Here is a 14,246-nt window from a genome sequence, read left to right as displayed (position 1 = left end):
GAGAGAGGCCTGTTCATGCAGCGAAGAGTCACCCTGGCCATCGGCACCGCCGCCCTGGTCGTCCTGGGCACCACCGTCCCCGCCGCCCACGGCGCCGACTCCGCCCGCGAGGCCTCCGCGGCCGCCGGGACCCTCACCTCGCAGGACCTCGCCACCGCGGGCACCGGCTCCCCCTACTACCGCATCCCCGCCCTGACCCGGACCACCGAGGGCACCCTGCTCGCCGCCTACGACGCCCGCCCCACCCTCGGCGACCTGCCCGGCAACATCGGCGTCGTCCTCAGGCGCAGCACCGACGGCGGCACCACCTGGCAGGCCCAGCAGGTCGTGCGCAAGGACGCCGCGCCCAAGGGCTACGGCGACCCCAGCCTCCTCGTCGACCGCGAGACCGGCCGCGTCTTCCTCTTCTACGCGGCCTCCGTGAACCAGGGCTTCTTCGGCTCCGCCACCGGCAACGACGAGAGCGACCCGGACGTCCTCCAGGCCGACTACAGCTACTCCGACGACGACGGCCTCACCTGGAAGCACGAGCGGATCACCGCCGACATCAAGGACCCGGCCTGGGCCGGCATGTTCGCCGCCTCCGGAGAGGGCATCCAGCTGCGCCACGGCCCCCACAAGGGCCGCCTGATCCAGCAGTACGCCATCCGCAAGGACGGCGCCAACTACGCGGTGAGCGCCTACAGCGACGACCACGGCGCCACCTGGAGGATGGGCACCCCCGTCGGCCCCGGCGGCGACGAGAACAAGACCGTCGAGCTGTCCGACGGCCGCGTCATGCTCAACAACCGCTCCAGGCCCTACCGGACGGTCGCCTACTCCACCGACGGCGGCGTCACCTACAGCCCCCTCCAGCGGGACACCGAGCTGCCGGACCCGGCCAACAACGGCTCCATCACCCGTTTCGCGCCGAACGTGGACGCCTCGCACCCGCGGGCCTCGTGGCTGATGTTCAGCAACACCGCGACGACCGACCGCCGCAGCAACCTCACCGTCCGCCTCTCCTGCGACAACGGGCAGACCTGGCCGGTGCGCAGGACCGTCGAGTCCGGCGCCGCCGCCTACTCGACGCTCACCCCGCTCAGCGACGGCACGGGCCCCAACCCGGGCATGGGCCTGCTGTGGGAGCGGGGCAACGTCGACCACATCACCTACTCCTCCTTCGACCTGACGTGGCTCGGCGGAGTCTGCGCGCCGGTCACCGTCACCTCGCCCGCATCCCTGCCCGCGGGGGAGACCACCACCGTCACCGTCCGCGTCGTCAGCCAGAACGACGTACCGCTGCCCGCCGGCGAGGTCTCGCTCGGCCTGCCCGACGGCTGGAGCGCACCGGAGGTCGCCGCCGTGCCCGCGCTCGACCCCGGTCAGGGCGCCAACATGAGGATCCCCGTCACGGTTCCCGCGAACGCCACCGCGGGCGACGTGCGGGCCACCGCGACCTACGAGGTCCGCGGTCGCCAGCACTCCTACGGCGACAAGACGTTCACCGTCACCCAGCCGTAGCCGGCCACGGGCCGCCCGGCACCGGCACCCCGGTGCCCGGCGGCCCGTCCCCCCCGTACCACCACTCGCACAGCCCAGGAGAAACACCATGTCCTCGTCCCAGCCCCTGAGCGGCGTCGTGCCGCCCGTCTGCACCCCCATGGACGCGTCGGGCGAAGTCGACACCGCCTCGCTCGCCCGGCTCGTCGAGCACCTCGTCGGCGGGGGAGTGCACGGGCTGTTCGCCCTGGGCTCCAGCAGCGAGGTCGCCTTCCTCACCGACCGGCAGCGGGCCGTCGCCCTCGACACGGTCGTCGAGGCGGTCGCGGGCCGCGTCCCCGTCCTCGCCGGTGTCATCGACATGACCACCCCCCGGGTCCTCGTCCACGCCGAGGCCGCCCGCGAGGCCGGTGCCGACGGCCTGGTGGCCACCGCCCCCTTCTACGCCCGCACCCATCCGCGTGAGATCGCCGCCCACTTCCGCGCGATCCGCTCCGCCGTCGACCTGCCCCTGTACGCCTACGACCTCCCCGTCTCGGTGCACAGCAAGCTCTCCGCCGCCCTGGTGCGCGAACTCGCCGAGGACGGCACGCTCGCCGGGCTCAAGGACAGCAGCGGCGACGAGGGCGGCCTGCGCCGGCTCATGGTCGAACTCGGCGGGCGCCACGGCCGTGCCGACGGCCCCGCCCCCGCCTTCAGCATCCTCACCGGCTCCGAACTGACCGTGGACGCCGCCCTGCTGGCCGGTGCCGACGGCGTGGTCCCGGGCCTCGGCAACGTCGACCCCGCCGGATACGTCCGCCTCTACGACGCCGTGCGCGGCGGCGACCTGGACGGCGCCGCCAAGGAACAGGAGCGGCTCGTCGAGCTGTTCGGGCTGGTCGACGCGGGCCCGGAGAGCGAGATGGGCCGCAACTCCTCGGCCATCGGCGCCTTCAAGCACGCCCTGCGACTGCTCGGCGTGTTCCGTCACGGCACCACCGCCGCGCCGCAGATCCAGCTGGGCGAGGACTCCGTCGCCCACGTCGAGCGGCACCTGCGCGGCGCCGGGCTGCTGCCGGTCCGATGACCGCACCGCACCTCGACGCACCGGTGATCGGCCTCGACCTGGGCGGCACCAAGATCGCCGCCGCCCTGGTCGGGTCCGACGGCACCGTCCTGGCCCGGCACACCCTGCCCACCCCGGCGACGGAGGGCGCCGAGGCGGTGCTGGACGCCCTGGCCGTCGCCGCCCGTGCGGTACGGGTCCACGGGACCGCCGCGATCGGCGTCGCCGCGGCCGGCGTGATCGATCCCGCCACCGGGACCGTCACCAGCGCCACCGACACGATCCGCGGCTGGTCCGGCACCGCCCTCGCGGCCGGTCTCGCCACCCGTACCGGGCTCCCCGTCGCCTGCGACAACGACGTACGCGCCGCCGCCGCGACGGAACTGGACGGCCCGGACGACGACGGCACCCTCCTCTACGCCGCCGTCGGCACCGGAGTCGGCGGGGCCGTCGCCGCCGCGGGACGCATGCTGCACGGAGCCGCCGGAATCGCCGGGCACCTGGGACACCTGCCCAGCCCGGAGGCCGACGGACTGCGCTGCACCTGCGGAGCCACCGGGCACCTGGAGGCCGTCGCTGCGGGCCCCGCCATCACCGCCCACTGCGTACGGCTCGGCGGGCAGCCGGCCGACCGCCTCCAGACCGTCGCCGAACGCGCCGCCCTGGGCGACCCGCACGCCGGCACCGCCATCACGCTCGGCGCCCGTGCGACGGGCCGCGCCCTGGGCGGCCTCGCCAACGCGCTCGGCCCGCACCGTGTCGTCGTCGCCGGCGGCGTGCCCCGCATCGGGCCCCTGTACTGGGACGCCCTGTGCGCGGCCTTCGCCGCCGAACTCATGCCCCCGCTGCGCGGCCTGCGCCCGCGCCCGCCACGGGGCGGCGCCGACGCCGCGGTCCTCGGGGCGGCCGCGCTGCCCCGCACCCTGCCCCTGCACCAGCCCGCCACCACCGGAGCACCGTCATGACCCCGTCCCCGTCCCCGTCCCTGGCCGAGCGGCTCGAGGGCCGCCTCATCGTGTCCTGCCAGGCGCCCCCCGGCGATCCGATGCGCCACACCGACACCCTGGTCCGCATGACCCTGGCGGCGCGTACCGGCGGCGCGGCGGCCGTACGCGTCAACGACCCGGAGGTCGTCGCGGCCACCGTCGCGGCCGTCGGCCTTCCGGTGATCGGCCTGTGGAAGGACGGCGACAGCGGCGTCTTCATCACCCCGACCGTGCGCCACGCGCTGGCCCTGGTGGAGGCGGGGGCCGCGGTCGTCGCCGCCGACGCCACCGCGCGTCCGCGGCCCGACGGCAGCACCTTCGGCGAGCTGGTCGAGGCCGTCCACGCGGCGGGCGCCCTGGTCATGGCCGACGTGTCGACGCTCGGCGAGGGCCGCGCGGCAGCCGGCCAGGGGGCGGACTTCCTCGGCACCACGCTGTCCGGGTATGTGCCGGGCTCCCCGGTGCAGGACGCCCCCGACCTGGCCCTCGTGACCGACCTCGCCGGAGCGCTGGACACCCCGGTGATCGCCGAGGGCCGTATCGCGACGCCCGAGCAGGCGGCCCGGGCGCTCGCCGCGGGTGCGCACAGCGTCGTCGTCGGCACCGCCATCACGGCACCGACCGCGCTGACCCGGCTCTTCGCGAACGCCCTGGCCCCCGGACCGGACCGGATCCGACCGGGGACCGGACCCGACTCGGACTGATCAGACCGCCGGAGCCGGGTACGTCGGGTACTCCACCCCGGAGACGTGCTGCACGACGCGGACGACCTGGCAGGAGTAGCCGAACTCGTTGTCGTACCAGAGGTAGAGGATCGCGTTGTCGCCCTCGACCTTCAGCGCGCCCGCGTCCACGATCGAGGCGTGGCGCGAGCCGATGAAGTCGCTGGAGACGGCGTCGGGCGCGCCGATGAAGTCGATCTGGCGCTTGAGCGGCGAGGTCAGCGACACCTCGCGCAGGTGGTCCACGACCTCCTCGCGGCTCGCCTCGCGGGCCAGCTGGAGGTTGAGGATCGCGATCGACACGTCCGGCACCGGCACCCGGATCGAGCTGCCGGTGATCCGCGCCTTCAGGTCGGGCAGCGCCTTGGCGACCGCGGAGGCGGCGCCGGTCTCCGTGATGACCATGTTCAGCGGAGCGCTGCGGCCGCGGCGCTCCGACTTGTGGTAGTTGTCCAGCAGATTCTGGTCGTTGGTGAAGGAGTGCACCGTCTCCACGTGACCGCGCAGCACGCCGTACTCGTCCTCCATCGCCTTCAGCGGCGGGACGATCGCGTTGGTGGTGCAGGACGCGCAGGACAGGATCCGCTCGTCCGGCTTGACGGTGTCGTGGTTGACGCCGTGGACGATGTTCGGGACGTCGCCCTTGCCCGGCGCGGTCAGTACGACCTTGTCGATGCCCGGACGCAGGTGCCTCGACAGACCCTCGCGGTCGCGCCACTTGCCGGTGTTGTCGATGAGGATGGCGTCCTTGATGCCGTACGCCGTGTAGTCGACCTGCGTCGGGTCGTCCGCGTAGATCACCTTGATCGCGTTGCCGTTGGCGAGGATCGTGCTGTTGTCCTCGTCGACGGTGATCGTGCCCTGGAACTGGCCGTGCACCGAGTCGCGGCGCAGCAGCGAGGCGCGCTTGACGATGTCCTCGGCGGCCCGCTCCCCGCCCCCGCGGACGACGATGGCGCGCAGCCGCAGCCCGTTGCCCGACCCGGCCTTCTCGATGAGCAGGCGGGCGACGAGCCGGCCGATGCGGCCGAAGCCGTACAGGACGACGTCGCGCCCCTCGCGCCGGTCGATCTTGTTGGCACCGGTGGCCCCGGCGACGGCCTCGGCCGTGAACTCCTCGACCGACAGACCCCGGTCGTCGGTCCGGTAGGTCGCGGCGAGCATGCCGATGTCGATCTGCGAGGGACCGAGGTCCAGCGCGGTGAGCGCGCGCAGGAAGGGCATCGTCTCGGTGACCGACAGCTCCGCCCCGGCGATCTGGCGGGCGAAGCGGTGGGTCTTGAGGATGCTGACCACCGACTTGTTCACCAGGGAACGGCTGTGCAGCAGGATCGTGACGTCCTGCTCCCGGTGCAGCTTCCCGATCATCGGGATCATCGATTCCGCGGTCTCTTCGCGGTGCTTCCAGTTGGTGAACGAGTCGTCGTTGACAGTCACGTCTCTATCTTTCGAGCTAGGCGGCGCTCATATGCTAACCCCACCGCGTTTCCGATCGATCAAGTGGGCCCCCTGCCGATCAGATGAGTACGGGACCGGGTGCCCGGCTCGAACAGGGTTGCGCCGTGGGTGACCGGGTACGCGAGGCTGGACCGCGTCCGCGCCGATCGTCCGTGCGGGCCGTAACGCAGCCGCTACCAGGGAAAATGCCATGGAGACACCCGCGAACGACCACCCCGTGACACCCGCGCAGCGGGCACTGGACACACTCGCCGAGACCACCGGAACCACCGAGACCGCCGACAACTCGGCGGCGCTCGACACGCTCGCCGGCAGCGACGTCCTCGTGCCGGTGCCCGACGACGCGAACGAACAGGACGCCGCCGACCCCGGCATGCTGGCGCTGCCGGTCCTGGAGCAGCAGGGCGGCGGCCAGGTGGTGCCCGTGTTCACCTCGGAACTGGAGATGGCCGACCTGCTGCCGTACGTCTCCCGCTACCGCATGGTGCCGCTGGGCGCCCTCGCCGCGCAGTGGCCGGCCGACGACCTGTCGCTGTCCATCGACGCCGGCTCGGAGCACCGCCTCACCCTCACCTCGGACGGCGTGCGCACCCTGCTGGCCCGCCCCTGAAGCCGAGGCCGGGGCCAAGGCCCGCGTCCCGGGTCAGGGGCGGGGGCCTTCGTCGTCGCCGAGCGTGCGGGCCAGCGCGGCCCGCTGCAGCGGCAGTATCTCGGCGTGCAGTTCCCGGCCCCTGGTGGTCGGCGTGACGTACACGCCGCGCCGGTCCTCCGCGCACATGGAGCGCCGCACCAGTCCGTCCTTCTCCAGCCGGGCGATGAGCCGGGACAGCGCGCTCTGACTGAGGTGGACCCGGCCGACCAGGTTCTGCACCCGGCACCGGTCGCCGTCGTCGGGCGCCCCGGTCACGAGGAGGTCGAGCACCTCGAAGTCGCTCGCGCCCAGCCCGTGCGGATGCAGTGCCCGGTCGATCTCGCACATCGTGCGTGCGTGCGCCGACAGGATGTCCCGCCACCGTTCCTCGAGCCGCGCACCGGCCGTCCTGGCTCCCATGACTGAACGGTAGCACCGGCACCGATATTGGTTGAATGTGCAAATGGCCCGGTTGCCGGACAACCGGGGCCCGGCTGCGGGAAAGTGGAGGGACACGGTACGGGCGGGCCCGCACGGAGGGAGGACGAGATGCTGAGGACCCCCGTGCACGGCACGCGTCTCGACATCCTGGAGTGGCTGAAGGACCCGGCCGCGCACTTCCCGCCGCAGCGCCACGTCGACCCCGCGGAGCACGGTGTCCCCGCGGGCCCCGTCGCCGCCAGGCTGGGCGTGTCCCGCCGGGTGGCCGAGAGCCACCTCGGGCTCCTCACCCGTCTCGGCCTGCTGCGCGCCACCCGGATCCGCCGCCGCACCTACTACCGGCGCGACGAGGTGCGGGTCGCCGAGGTGGCCCGGATGTTCGAGAAGGGATGGTAGGCGCGGGGACGGCAGGCGCGGGTGCCCTCCCGGAATGACCCGGGCGCCGCCCCGGCGTTACGCTGAGCATCAGCCGCGGCCCGCACGGGCGCGGCGCGGCGGTGGGGCCCGCCGTACCCGAACCGCGGCTCGGTCGCCGCCAACGGTCCCTACTTGACCAGCACAGGGGCATCCCCCTGCCCGGCGAGTAGGAGACGTACGACCATGACAGTCCCGAAGACCGGGCGTTCCGGCGGCATCCGGGCCACCGCCCCGAGACCGTCCGGGTGGCGCGCCCAGGCACCGGTCGTCGCGGTCGTGGCCCTCGGCGGAGGCGCCGGAGCCGCCGCCCGCTACGCGGCCTCCCTCTGGTGGCCGACACCGGCCGGCGGCTTCCCCTGGACGACCTTCGGGGTCAACGCCGTCGGCTGTGCCGTGATCGGCGTGTTCATGGTGGTCGTCACCGAGATCCGGCCCGCCCACCGCCTGGTCCGGCCCTTCTTCGGCACCGGAGTGCTCGGCGGCTTCACCACCTTCTCCACCTACGCCGTCGACAGCCGGTCCCTGTTCGCCGACGGCCGGGCCTTCACCGGCCTGGCCTACCTCGCCGCGACCCCGCTCGCGGCACTCACGGCGGTGTGGCTCGCCGCATGGGCCACCCGCCGGGTCCTGAAGTGGAGGCAGTCATGACGAGGCTGACCGGCGGCGCCCTGCGCCTGACCGTCTACGTCGGCGAGAACGACACCTGGCACCACCGCCCCCTGTACTCGGAGATCGTCCACCGCGCCCACGCGGCGGGCCTCGCGGGCGCCAGCGTCTTCCGGGGCGTCGAGGGCTTCGGCGCCTCCTCGATCGTCCACACCACCAGGCTGCTGTCCCTGAGCGAGGACCTGCCGGTGGCCGTCGTCGTCGTCGACACCGAGGAGCGCGTCCGGGACTTCCTGCCGCAGCTCGACGAACTCGTCACCGAGGGCCTGGTCACCCTCGACCCGTGCGAGGTCGTCAGGTACGAGGGCCGGAGGCCGTCGTGAACTGGCTGCTGGTCGTCGTCGGCGGCATGGTCGGCGCCCCGCTGCGCTACCTCACCGACCGCGCCGTGCAGTCCCGGCACGACTCCGTCTTCCCGTGGGGCACCTTCACGGTGAACGTGATCGGCAGCATCGTCCTCGGCGTGCTGACCGGCGCCGCCCTGGCCGGAGCGGTCGGCTCCGACCTGCGGCTGCTGCTGGGCACCGGCCTGTGCGGCGCCCTCACCACCTACTCGACCTTCTCCTACGAGACCCTCCGGCTGACCGAGACCGGTGCGCGCCTGCGGGCCGCCGTGAACGTGGGGGGAAGCGTGGCGGCCGGGCTCGCGGCGGCGTTCGCGGGGGTGACTCTGGCCGACGCGCTCTGGACCTGACGCCGGGCACACAGGCTTGTGTAGTAGGAACTGGATGCCATGAGCGCCATCAGCATCGGTCAGGCCGTCGTCCTCGGAGCCGTCGAGGGGGTGACCGAGTTCCTGCCCGTCTCCTCCACCGGACACCTCAAGATCGTCGAGGGGCTGATGGGCATCCCGGTCGACGACGACGCCGTCATCGGCTTCTCCGCGGTCATCCAGGTCGGCGCGATCGCCGCCGTGCTCGTCTACTTCTCCAAGGACATCGCGCGGATCGTCTCCGCCTGGGGCCGCGGGCTGCGCGACCGCGAGGAGCGGTACCACCACGACTACAAGTTCGCCTGGTGGGTCATCTGCGCGACCATCCCCATCGTCCTCGTCGGCCTGGCCGCCAAGCCCCTGATCAAGGGCCCGCTCGCCTCGCTGTGGGTGGTCGCCGGCTCGCTGATCGTGGGCAGCGGCGTGATGTGGTGGGCCGACCGCACCGGCCGGCACAAGCGGGGCGAGGACGACACGTCCTTCAAGGACGCGATGCTGGTCGGCGGCTCCCAGATCCTCGCCCTGCTCTTCCCGGGCTTCTCCCGCTCCGGCGCCACCATGTCCACCGCCCTGATGCTCGACCTGGACCGGGTCGCCGCCACCCGGCTGTCCTTCTTCCTGGGCATCCCGGCCCTGACCGGAGCCGGACTGTACGAGCTGAAGGACGCCCTGGGCACGGGAGCGGGTGCCGCGCCGCTGGCGGTCGGCACCCTCGTCTCCTTCGTGGTGGCCTACGCCTCCATCGCCTGGCTGCTGAAGTTCGTCGCCAAGCACACCTTCAACGCGTTCGTCGTCTACCGGGTCGCGGTCGGCGTCCTGCTGTTCGGGCTGCTCGGCACCGGAGTGCTGCACAGCTGACCGCTGCTCGGCCGACCGCCGCTCAGCGTGCGGCGCGCAGCGGCTCCCCGACGCTCCTCATGTGCCGCAGGGCCTCGCGGTGCGACGCCAGCAGCCCCGTCTGGTGGTAGGGCACGCCCAACTCGGCGCAGTACGCCTCGGTGATGGCCTGGGCCCGGCCGAGGGCGGGGGTCGGCATGCTGGGGAAGAGGTGGTGCTCGATCTGGTAGTTGAGGCCGCCCATGAAGGCGTCGACGAGCGCACCGCCCCGCACGTTGCGGGAGGTCAGGACCTGACGGCGCAGGAAGTCCAGCCGCATGCCCTCCTCGATCATCGGCATCCCCTTGTGGTTGGGGGCGAAGACCGAGCCCAGGTAGATCCCGAACAGACCCTGGTGGACGGCGAGGAAGACGAGCGCCTTGCCCGGGGAGAGGACCGTGAACAGACCGCCGAAGTACACGGCGAAGTGGACGACGAGCAGCGTGCCCTCCAGGACCGGCCGCTTCACGGCCCGGCTGCCCAGCGCCTTGAAGCTGTTGAAGCTCAGGTTGAGGCCCTCCAGCGTCAACAGCGGGAAGAACAGGGCCGCCTGGTGCTTGCCGACGAACCGGGGGAGCCCGGTCGCCCTGCTGGCCTGGCCCCGTGACCACACCAGGATGTCGGGGGAGACGTCCGGGTCCTTCTCCTCGTGGTTGGGGTTCGCGTGGTGGCGGGTGTGCTTGTTCATCCACCGGCCGTAGCTCATGCCGAGCAGCAGGTTGGCGGCCAGCAGGCCGCCCGCTTCGCTGGGGCGCCGGCGTGAGAAGACCTGCCGGTGGGCGAGGTCGTGGGCCGCCAGTCCGAGCTGGCCGAAGACGACGGCGAGCGCGACCGCGACGAACAGCTGGCTCCAGCTGTCCCCCAGGGCGACGAACGCGGCGACACCGCCGGCGAGTGCGAGGGCGACGGCGCCGAAACGGACCGTGTAGTACAGCGGGCGGCGCCGGAGCAGCCCCGCGTCGGCTATGCGCCGGGAGAGTTCGGAAAAGTCGCTTCCCCTTTCGCGATCCTTCTCCGGAGCGGGCGTGGGCAGGCTCTCGACGAGCACCGTTGGGTTGGCCATGCGCCTCAGTATGTGGGCTGTTTTTCGGCGGGGGGATGACGGCTACCCCCGAAGTGGGGGTGTGGTCAGCACCACCCCGGTGCGGGGGCCACCCGCCGTCGGCCTCCCGCCGCCCGGACCTCGCCGGAGGGACAATGGCGATCATGAGCACACCGACGACCTTCCGGCCGGTCCTGGAGCGCATCGCCGAGGAGATCGAGCGGACCCCGGGCAGCGGCCGGCCCGCCGACTACATCCCCGCCCTCGCCGCCCGCGACCCGCGCCGCTTCGGCATGGCGGTCGCCGAGCCGGACGGCACGGTCTACGGCGTGGGGGACTGGCGGGAGCCGTTCTCCGCGCAGTCCCTCACCAAGGTCTTCACCCTCGCCCTCGACCTGGCCAGAGAGGGCGACGCCCTGTGGGAGCACGTGGGCCGCGAGCCCTCCGGCAACCCGTTCAACTCCCTGGTGCAGCTGGAGTACGAGAACGGCATCCCGCGCAACCCGTTCATCAACGCGGGCGCCCTCGTCGTCACCGACCGGCTGCACACCCGTACCGGCGACGCGGCCGGCGAACTGCTCGCCTTCCTGCGCGCGGAGAGCGGCAACCCGGACCTGGCCCACGACGAGGAGGTCGCCGCCTCCGAGGCCGCACACGGCGACCGGAACGCCGCGCTGGCGCACTTCATGGCGTCCTACGGCAACATCGACAACCCCGTACCGGTGCTCCTGGACCAGTACTTCCGCCAGTGCTCCGTCGCCGCGTCCTGCGCCGACCTCGCCCTGGCCACCGGCTTCCTGGCCCGGCACGGCATCCGCGCCGACGGCACCCGGCTGCTGAGCCGAAGCCGGGCCAAGCAGATCAACGCGGTGATGCTGACCTGCGGGACCTACGACGCGGCCGGCGACTTCGCGCACCGGGTGGGGCTGCCGGGCAAGAGCGGGGTCGGCGGCGGCATCATCGCGGTCGTGCCGGGGCACTGCACGCTGTGCGTGTGGAGCCCCGGCCTGGACGAGCGGGGCAACTCGGTGGCCGGGGTGGCGGCCCTGGACCGCTTCACGACGCTCACGGGGCTGTCGGTGTTCTGAACGGGCCCGGCGCTCCCGTCAACTGCCGTCGTCGCGGACGAGCTTGAGGCGCAGGGCGAGCGCCATGACGCCCGCGCCGAGACCCGCGACCCCGAGGATCGCGCCCGTCTCCGGCCAGCCCGGAGAGTCCTCGGCCGGCTTGGCCGCGGTCACCGCCGCGGGTACGGACTGCGGTCCGTGCGGTGGCCGGTCGTCCTCGGGGACCAGCGAGCCCACCGGGTCGACCTCGCCGGCCGCCTCGAAGCCCCAGTCGAGCAGTGCCCGGGCCTCCTCGTACACGGCGTGGCCGCCGCCCTCCTGCGGGTTCATCACCGTGACGACCAGGGTCCGCCCGTCGCGGCGGGCGGCGGCGATGAGCGTGTTGCCCGCATTGCTGGTGTAGCCGTTCTTCACCCCGATCAGACCGGGGTACGGCTCCACGCCGTCGGCCCCGGTGAGCAGCCGGTTGGTGTTCATGATCCCGTACGAGCTTCCGTCGCGGCCGGGGAACATCGCGTCGACCTTGGCGCAGTACCGCGCGAAGTCGGGACGCCGCAGCCCCTCCCGGCCGAAGACGGCCAGGTCGTACGCGGAGGAGACCTGGCCCGGGGCGTCGTACCCGTCGGGCGAGCGGACGTGGGTGTCGCGGGCGCCGAGCGCGCGGGCCTCGGCCTGCATCCGGGCCGCCGTGGCGCTCCAGCCGCCGGTGAGCGAGGCGAGGACGTGCACGGCGTCGTTCCCGGAGTTGAGGAAGACGCCGTTCCACAGGTCGGAGACGCGGTACGTCTGGCCCTCGACGACACCGACCAGGCTGCTGCCCGGACCGATGCCGGACAGGTCCTCGGGGTCCACCTCGTGCCGGATGCCGCCCGGCAGTGCGGGCAGCACCGTGAGGGCGAACAGCGTCTTGAGGGTGCTGGCCGGGGGCAGCTCGCGGTGCGCGTCGTTCGCCGCCAGCACGTCGCCCGTACCGGCGTCGGCCACGACCCAGGACAGGGCGGAGACTTCGGGAACCCGGGGCGCCGCGGGGTGCGGCCGGACCTGGGTGCCGGAGCGGTACAGCGGCGACGACAGGGCCGCCGCCGCACCACCGGGCGGACCGGGGTCCGGCCGCCCCGCGCGGGCGGCCGCGGTGGCGGGCACGAGCGTCAGCAGCCCTGCCGCGCAGAGCATGCAGGTGGATCGAACCGCCCGGGATGAGAATCCGATAGTCATACCGCAAACGTAGGAACGGCGCCCCGCACCGCCACGCTGACCGGGCCGGGTCCGCCCCGCAAACACCCGGATGCCGTAGCGCGGGCCGTGGGGGCGGTGTCGGCCGGTGCCGTCGGCGGGAGGTGTCAGCCGGCGGGCAGCGTCGGCTGGACCTGCCGCAGGAACGTGGCGTTGTCCGGCGTCCGGCGCAACCGCTCCAGCAGGGTCTCCAGGCCGGACTGTCCGTCCCGGGTCCCCAGGGCCCGCCGCAGGCCGCGCACGGCGGTCGTCTCGGCACCGGACAGCAGGAGCTCCTCGCGCCGGGTGCCCGAGCCGACCGGTTCGACGGCCGGGAAGACCCGGCGGGAGGCCGGCTCCCGGCTCAGCCGCAGCTCCATGTTGCCGGTGCTCTTCAGCTCCTCGAAGTAGAAGTCGTCGGCACGCGAGCCGGTCTCGACCAGGGCGGTGGCGAGGATGGTGAGGGAACCGCCCTCCTCCGCCTTGCGGGCCGCCCCGAAGAACCGCTTGGGACCCAGCAGGGCCCCGGCGTCGACGCCGCCGCTGAGCGTGCGGCCGCCGGAGGAGGCGGCGTTGTTGTGGGCCCTGCACAGCCGCGTGAGGGAGTCGAGGAGGATGACGACGTCCTCCCCGGCCTCGACGAGCCGCTTGGCCCGCTCGGTCACCAGCTCGGCGAGCGCGATGTGCTGCTTGGCGCTCTGGTCGAAGGTGGAGGAGTACACCTCGCCCCGCACCGAGCGCCGCATGTCGGTGACCTCCTCGGGTCGTTCGTCGAGCAGCACCACCATCAGCCGGGCCTCGGGGTGGTTGCCGGCCACCGCGGCGGCGATCTGCTGGAGGAGGACGGTCTTGCCGGTCTTCGGCGGGGCGACGATCAGTCCGCGCTGGCCTTTGCCGACCGGGGCGATCAGATCGACGACGCGTCCGGCGAGGCCGGCCGCCGGGTGTTCGAGCCGCAGCCGCTCGTGCGGGTGCAGCGGGGTCAGGTCGGCGAAGTGCCGCCGCTCGCCCCGCCGGTCGGGCGTACGCCCGTTGACGCGGACGACGTCGGTCAGGGTGCGCCGGTCGCCGCACACTCCTTCGACGAGGTCGCCCCTGCGCAGCCCGTGCCGGCGGATCAGCGCGGGGGAGAGGGCGGGATCGGTCGGCTCGGGCTGAAGGTTCTTGCCGCGCAGGCGCCCCTTGCCGCCCGCTTCGATGTCGAGGACACCGCTCGCGATCTCGGCCGGGGAGTGCTGCACAGGGGGGTGTTCGAGTGTGGTGGTCATGTGGTCGGTCCTTTCGAGGACACGGGCATGGGACATGCGCAAGGAAGGGGGGAAGCCGCGCGAGGGGTCGGACGACACGCCTCCGGACGGCGGGGAACAGCACCTCGGACACGGCGGGGACGGGGCCCCGCTCACGAGGTTGCGCTGAGAAGCGGACGCGCCGGTCGCATCAGGACGGACGAGTCCGCGAACCGAAGGGAAACTGGCACCGGCGCCCC

General features: G+C 73.1%; 16 protein-coding genes. 11 read left to right on the top strand and 5 right to left on the bottom strand.

Going from position 1 to position 14,246, the window contains the following annotated elements; translation table 11 throughout:
- Window positions 1-15 precede the first annotated feature (15 nt).
- The 4 genes from ACFYZ3_RS31970 to ACFYZ3_RS31955 all read left to right on the top strand — a co-directional run bounded on the left by ACFYZ3_RS31970 (window position 16) and on the right by ACFYZ3_RS31955 (window position 4,220).
- The gene (locus ACFYZ3_RS31970; protein ID WP_388525012.1) at window positions 16-1,503 is read left to right on the top strand and encodes an exo-alpha-sialidase; all 1,488 of its coding nucleotides are present in this window, start codon (window positions 16-18) and stop codon (window positions 1,501-1,503) included.
- 88 nt (window positions 1,504-1,591) lie between these two features.
- Window positions 1,592-2,551, top strand: a complete 960-nt coding sequence (locus ACFYZ3_RS31965; protein WP_388525009.1) for a dihydrodipicolinate synthase family protein — start codon at window positions 1,592-1,594, stop codon at window positions 2,549-2,551.
- Window positions 2,548-3,495 carry an ROK family protein gene (locus tag ACFYZ3_RS31960; protein WP_388525007.1) on the top strand — a complete coding sequence of 316 codons (948 nt, stop codon included), beginning with the start codon at window positions 2,548-2,550 and terminating at the stop codon, window positions 3,493-3,495. The genes ACFYZ3_RS31965 and ACFYZ3_RS31960 overlap by 4 nt, the downstream gene beginning before the upstream one ends.
- The gene (locus ACFYZ3_RS31955; protein WP_388525004.1) at window positions 3,492-4,220 is read left to right on the top strand and encodes an N-acetylmannosamine-6-phosphate 2-epimerase; all 729 of its coding nucleotides are present in this window, start codon (window positions 3,492-3,494) and stop codon (window positions 4,218-4,220) included. Before ACFYZ3_RS31960 ends, ACFYZ3_RS31955 begins: the two co-directional genes overlap by 4 nt.
- Here the strand turns inward: ACFYZ3_RS31955 and ACFYZ3_RS31950 are convergent, their stop codons facing one another.
- Window positions 4,221-5,675, bottom strand: a complete 1,455-nt coding sequence (locus tag ACFYZ3_RS31950) for a glyceraldehyde-3-phosphate dehydrogenase (protein WP_388525002.1) — start codon at window positions 5,673-5,675, stop codon at window positions 4,221-4,223. It abuts the gene before it with no gap.
- Window positions 5,676-5,886: 211 nt separating this feature from the next.
- On the opposite strand from ACFYZ3_RS31950, the gene ACFYZ3_RS31945 reads away from it, so the two are divergent.
- Window positions 5,887-6,306 carry an SseB family protein gene (locus ACFYZ3_RS31945; protein WP_388524999.1) on the top strand — a complete coding sequence of 140 codons (420 nt, stop codon included), beginning with the start codon at window positions 5,887-5,889 and terminating at the stop codon, window positions 6,304-6,306.
- Between the two features lie 33 nt (window positions 6,307-6,339).
- Here the strand turns inward: ACFYZ3_RS31945 and ACFYZ3_RS31940 are convergent, their stop codons facing one another.
- On the bottom strand, window positions 6,340-6,747 hold the full coding sequence (locus ACFYZ3_RS31940; RefSeq protein WP_388524996.1) for a MarR family winged helix-turn-helix transcriptional regulator: 408 nt from the start codon (window positions 6,745-6,747) through the stop codon (window positions 6,340-6,342).
- A gap of 129 nt (window positions 6,748-6,876) precedes the next feature.
- On the opposite strand from ACFYZ3_RS31940, the gene ACFYZ3_RS31935 reads away from it, so the two are divergent.
- The 5 genes from ACFYZ3_RS31935 (at window position 6,877) to ACFYZ3_RS31915 (ending at window position 9,421) form a co-directional block, all read left to right on the top strand.
- The gene (locus ACFYZ3_RS31935) at window positions 6,877-7,164 is read left to right on the top strand and encodes an ArsR family transcriptional regulator (RefSeq protein ID WP_388524993.1); all 288 of its coding nucleotides are present in this window, start codon (window positions 6,877-6,879) and stop codon (window positions 7,162-7,164) included.
- Window positions 7,165-7,368: 204 nt separating this feature from the next.
- The gene (gene crcB / locus ACFYZ3_RS31930; protein WP_388524991.1) at window positions 7,369-7,833 is read left to right on the top strand and encodes a fluoride efflux transporter CrcB; all 465 of its coding nucleotides are present in this window, start codon (window positions 7,369-7,371) and stop codon (window positions 7,831-7,833) included.
- Window positions 7,830-8,174: a DUF190 domain-containing protein gene (locus ACFYZ3_RS31925; RefSeq protein ID WP_087811000.1), complete on the top strand. Its 345-nt coding sequence runs from the start codon at window positions 7,830-7,832 to the stop codon at window positions 8,172-8,174. Before crcB (ACFYZ3_RS31930) ends, ACFYZ3_RS31925 begins: the two co-directional genes overlap by 4 nt.
- Window positions 8,171-8,545: a fluoride efflux transporter CrcB gene (crcB, locus tag ACFYZ3_RS31920; RefSeq protein ID WP_388524988.1), complete on the top strand. Its 375-nt coding sequence runs from the start codon at window positions 8,171-8,173 to the stop codon at window positions 8,543-8,545. The genes ACFYZ3_RS31925 and crcB (ACFYZ3_RS31920) overlap by 4 nt, the downstream gene beginning before the upstream one ends.
- 39 nt (window positions 8,546-8,584) lie before the next feature.
- Window positions 8,585-9,421, top strand: coding sequence for an undecaprenyl-diphosphate phosphatase (locus tag ACFYZ3_RS31915; RefSeq protein ID WP_388524985.1), 837 nt, complete (start codon window positions 8,585-8,587; stop codon window positions 9,419-9,421).
- Window positions 9,422-9,443: 22 nt separating this feature from the next.
- Here ACFYZ3_RS31915 and ACFYZ3_RS31910 read toward each other — a convergent pair whose 3' ends face one another.
- Window positions 9,444-10,502 carry a fatty acid desaturase family protein gene (locus ACFYZ3_RS31910; RefSeq protein ID WP_388524983.1) on the bottom strand — a complete coding sequence of 353 codons (1,059 nt, stop codon included), beginning with the start codon at window positions 10,500-10,502 and terminating at the stop codon, window positions 9,444-9,446.
- A 134-nt stretch (window positions 10,503-10,636) separates the two neighbouring features.
- Here ACFYZ3_RS31910 and ACFYZ3_RS31905 point away from each other — a divergent pair, with 134 nt between their 5' ends.
- Complete coding sequence (locus tag ACFYZ3_RS31905; RefSeq protein WP_388524980.1) at window positions 10,637-11,569, top strand: glutaminase; 933 nt, start codon at window positions 10,637-10,639, stop codon at window positions 11,567-11,569.
- A gap of 18 nt (window positions 11,570-11,587) precedes the next feature.
- Here the strand turns inward: ACFYZ3_RS31905 and ACFYZ3_RS31900 are convergent, their stop codons facing one another.
- A complete protein-coding gene (locus ACFYZ3_RS31900; protein ID WP_388524977.1) occupies window positions 11,588-12,763 on the bottom strand; it encodes a D-alanyl-D-alanine carboxypeptidase family protein in 1,176 nt (391 codons plus the stop codon).
- A gap of 125 nt (window positions 12,764-12,888) precedes the next feature.
- Window positions 12,889-14,028: a transcription termination factor Rho gene (gene rho / locus ACFYZ3_RS31895; protein ID WP_388524975.1), complete on the bottom strand. Its 1,140-nt coding sequence runs from the start codon at window positions 14,026-14,028 to the stop codon at window positions 12,889-12,891.
- Between the last annotated feature and the right edge of the window lie 218 nt (window positions 14,029-14,246).

The organism is Streptomyces sp. NPDC001599, from assembly GCF_042893535.1.
Classification (GTDB): Bacteria; Actinomycetota; Actinomycetes; order Streptomycetales; family Streptomycetaceae; genus Streptomyces.
The sequence above is the reverse complement of the archived record's forward strand: the minus strand, read 5'-3'. Positions and strand labels throughout refer to the sequence as shown.

Bases quoted from the DNA above. Each gene is read 5' to 3' on its own strand.
- ACFYZ3_RS31905 (WP_388524980.1), top strand. From the start codon at position 10,637: ATGGCGATCATGAGCACACCGACGACCTTCCGGCCGGTCCTGGAGCGC.
- crcB (WP_388524991.1), top strand. From the start codon at position 7,369: ATGACAGTCCCGAAGACCGGGCGTTCCGGCGGCATCCGGGCCACCGCC.
- ACFYZ3_RS31955 (WP_388525004.1), top strand. From the start codon at position 3,492: ATGACCCCGTCCCCGTCCCCGTCCCTGGCCGAGCGGCTCGAGGGCCGC.
- ACFYZ3_RS31945 (WP_388524999.1), top strand. From the start codon at position 5,887: ATGGAGACACCCGCGAACGACCACCCCGTGACACCCGCGCAGCGGGCA.
- ACFYZ3_RS31960 (WP_388525007.1), top strand. From the start codon at position 2,548: ATGACCGCACCGCACCTCGACGCACCGGTGATCGGCCTCGACCTGGGC.
- ACFYZ3_RS31915 (WP_388524985.1), top strand. From the start codon at position 8,585: ATGAGCGCCATCAGCATCGGTCAGGCCGTCGTCCTCGGAGCCGTCGAG.
- ACFYZ3_RS31910 (WP_388524983.1), bottom strand. From the start codon at position 10,502: ATGGCCAACCCAACGGTGCTCGTCGAGAGCCTGCCCACGCCCGCTCCG.
- ACFYZ3_RS31925 (WP_087811000.1), top strand. From the start codon at position 7,830: ATGACGAGGCTGACCGGCGGCGCCCTGCGCCTGACCGTCTACGTCGGC.
- rho (WP_388524975.1), bottom strand. From the start codon at position 14,028: ATGACCACCACACTCGAACACCCCCCTGTGCAGCACTCCCCGGCCGAG.
- ACFYZ3_RS31900 (WP_388524977.1), bottom strand. From the start codon at position 12,763: ATGACTATCGGATTCTCATCCCGGGCGGTTCGATCCACCTGCATGCTC.
- ACFYZ3_RS31940 (WP_388524996.1), bottom strand. From the start codon at position 6,747: ATGGGAGCCAGGACGGCCGGTGCGCGGCTCGAGGAACGGTGGCGGGAC.
- ACFYZ3_RS31970 (WP_388525012.1), top strand. From the start codon at position 16: ATGCAGCGAAGAGTCACCCTGGCCATCGGCACCGCCGCCCTGGTCGTC.
- ACFYZ3_RS31965 (WP_388525009.1), top strand. From the start codon at position 1,592: ATGTCCTCGTCCCAGCCCCTGAGCGGCGTCGTGCCGCCCGTCTGCACC.
- ACFYZ3_RS31935 (WP_388524993.1), top strand. From the start codon at position 6,877: ATGCTGAGGACCCCCGTGCACGGCACGCGTCTCGACATCCTGGAGTGG.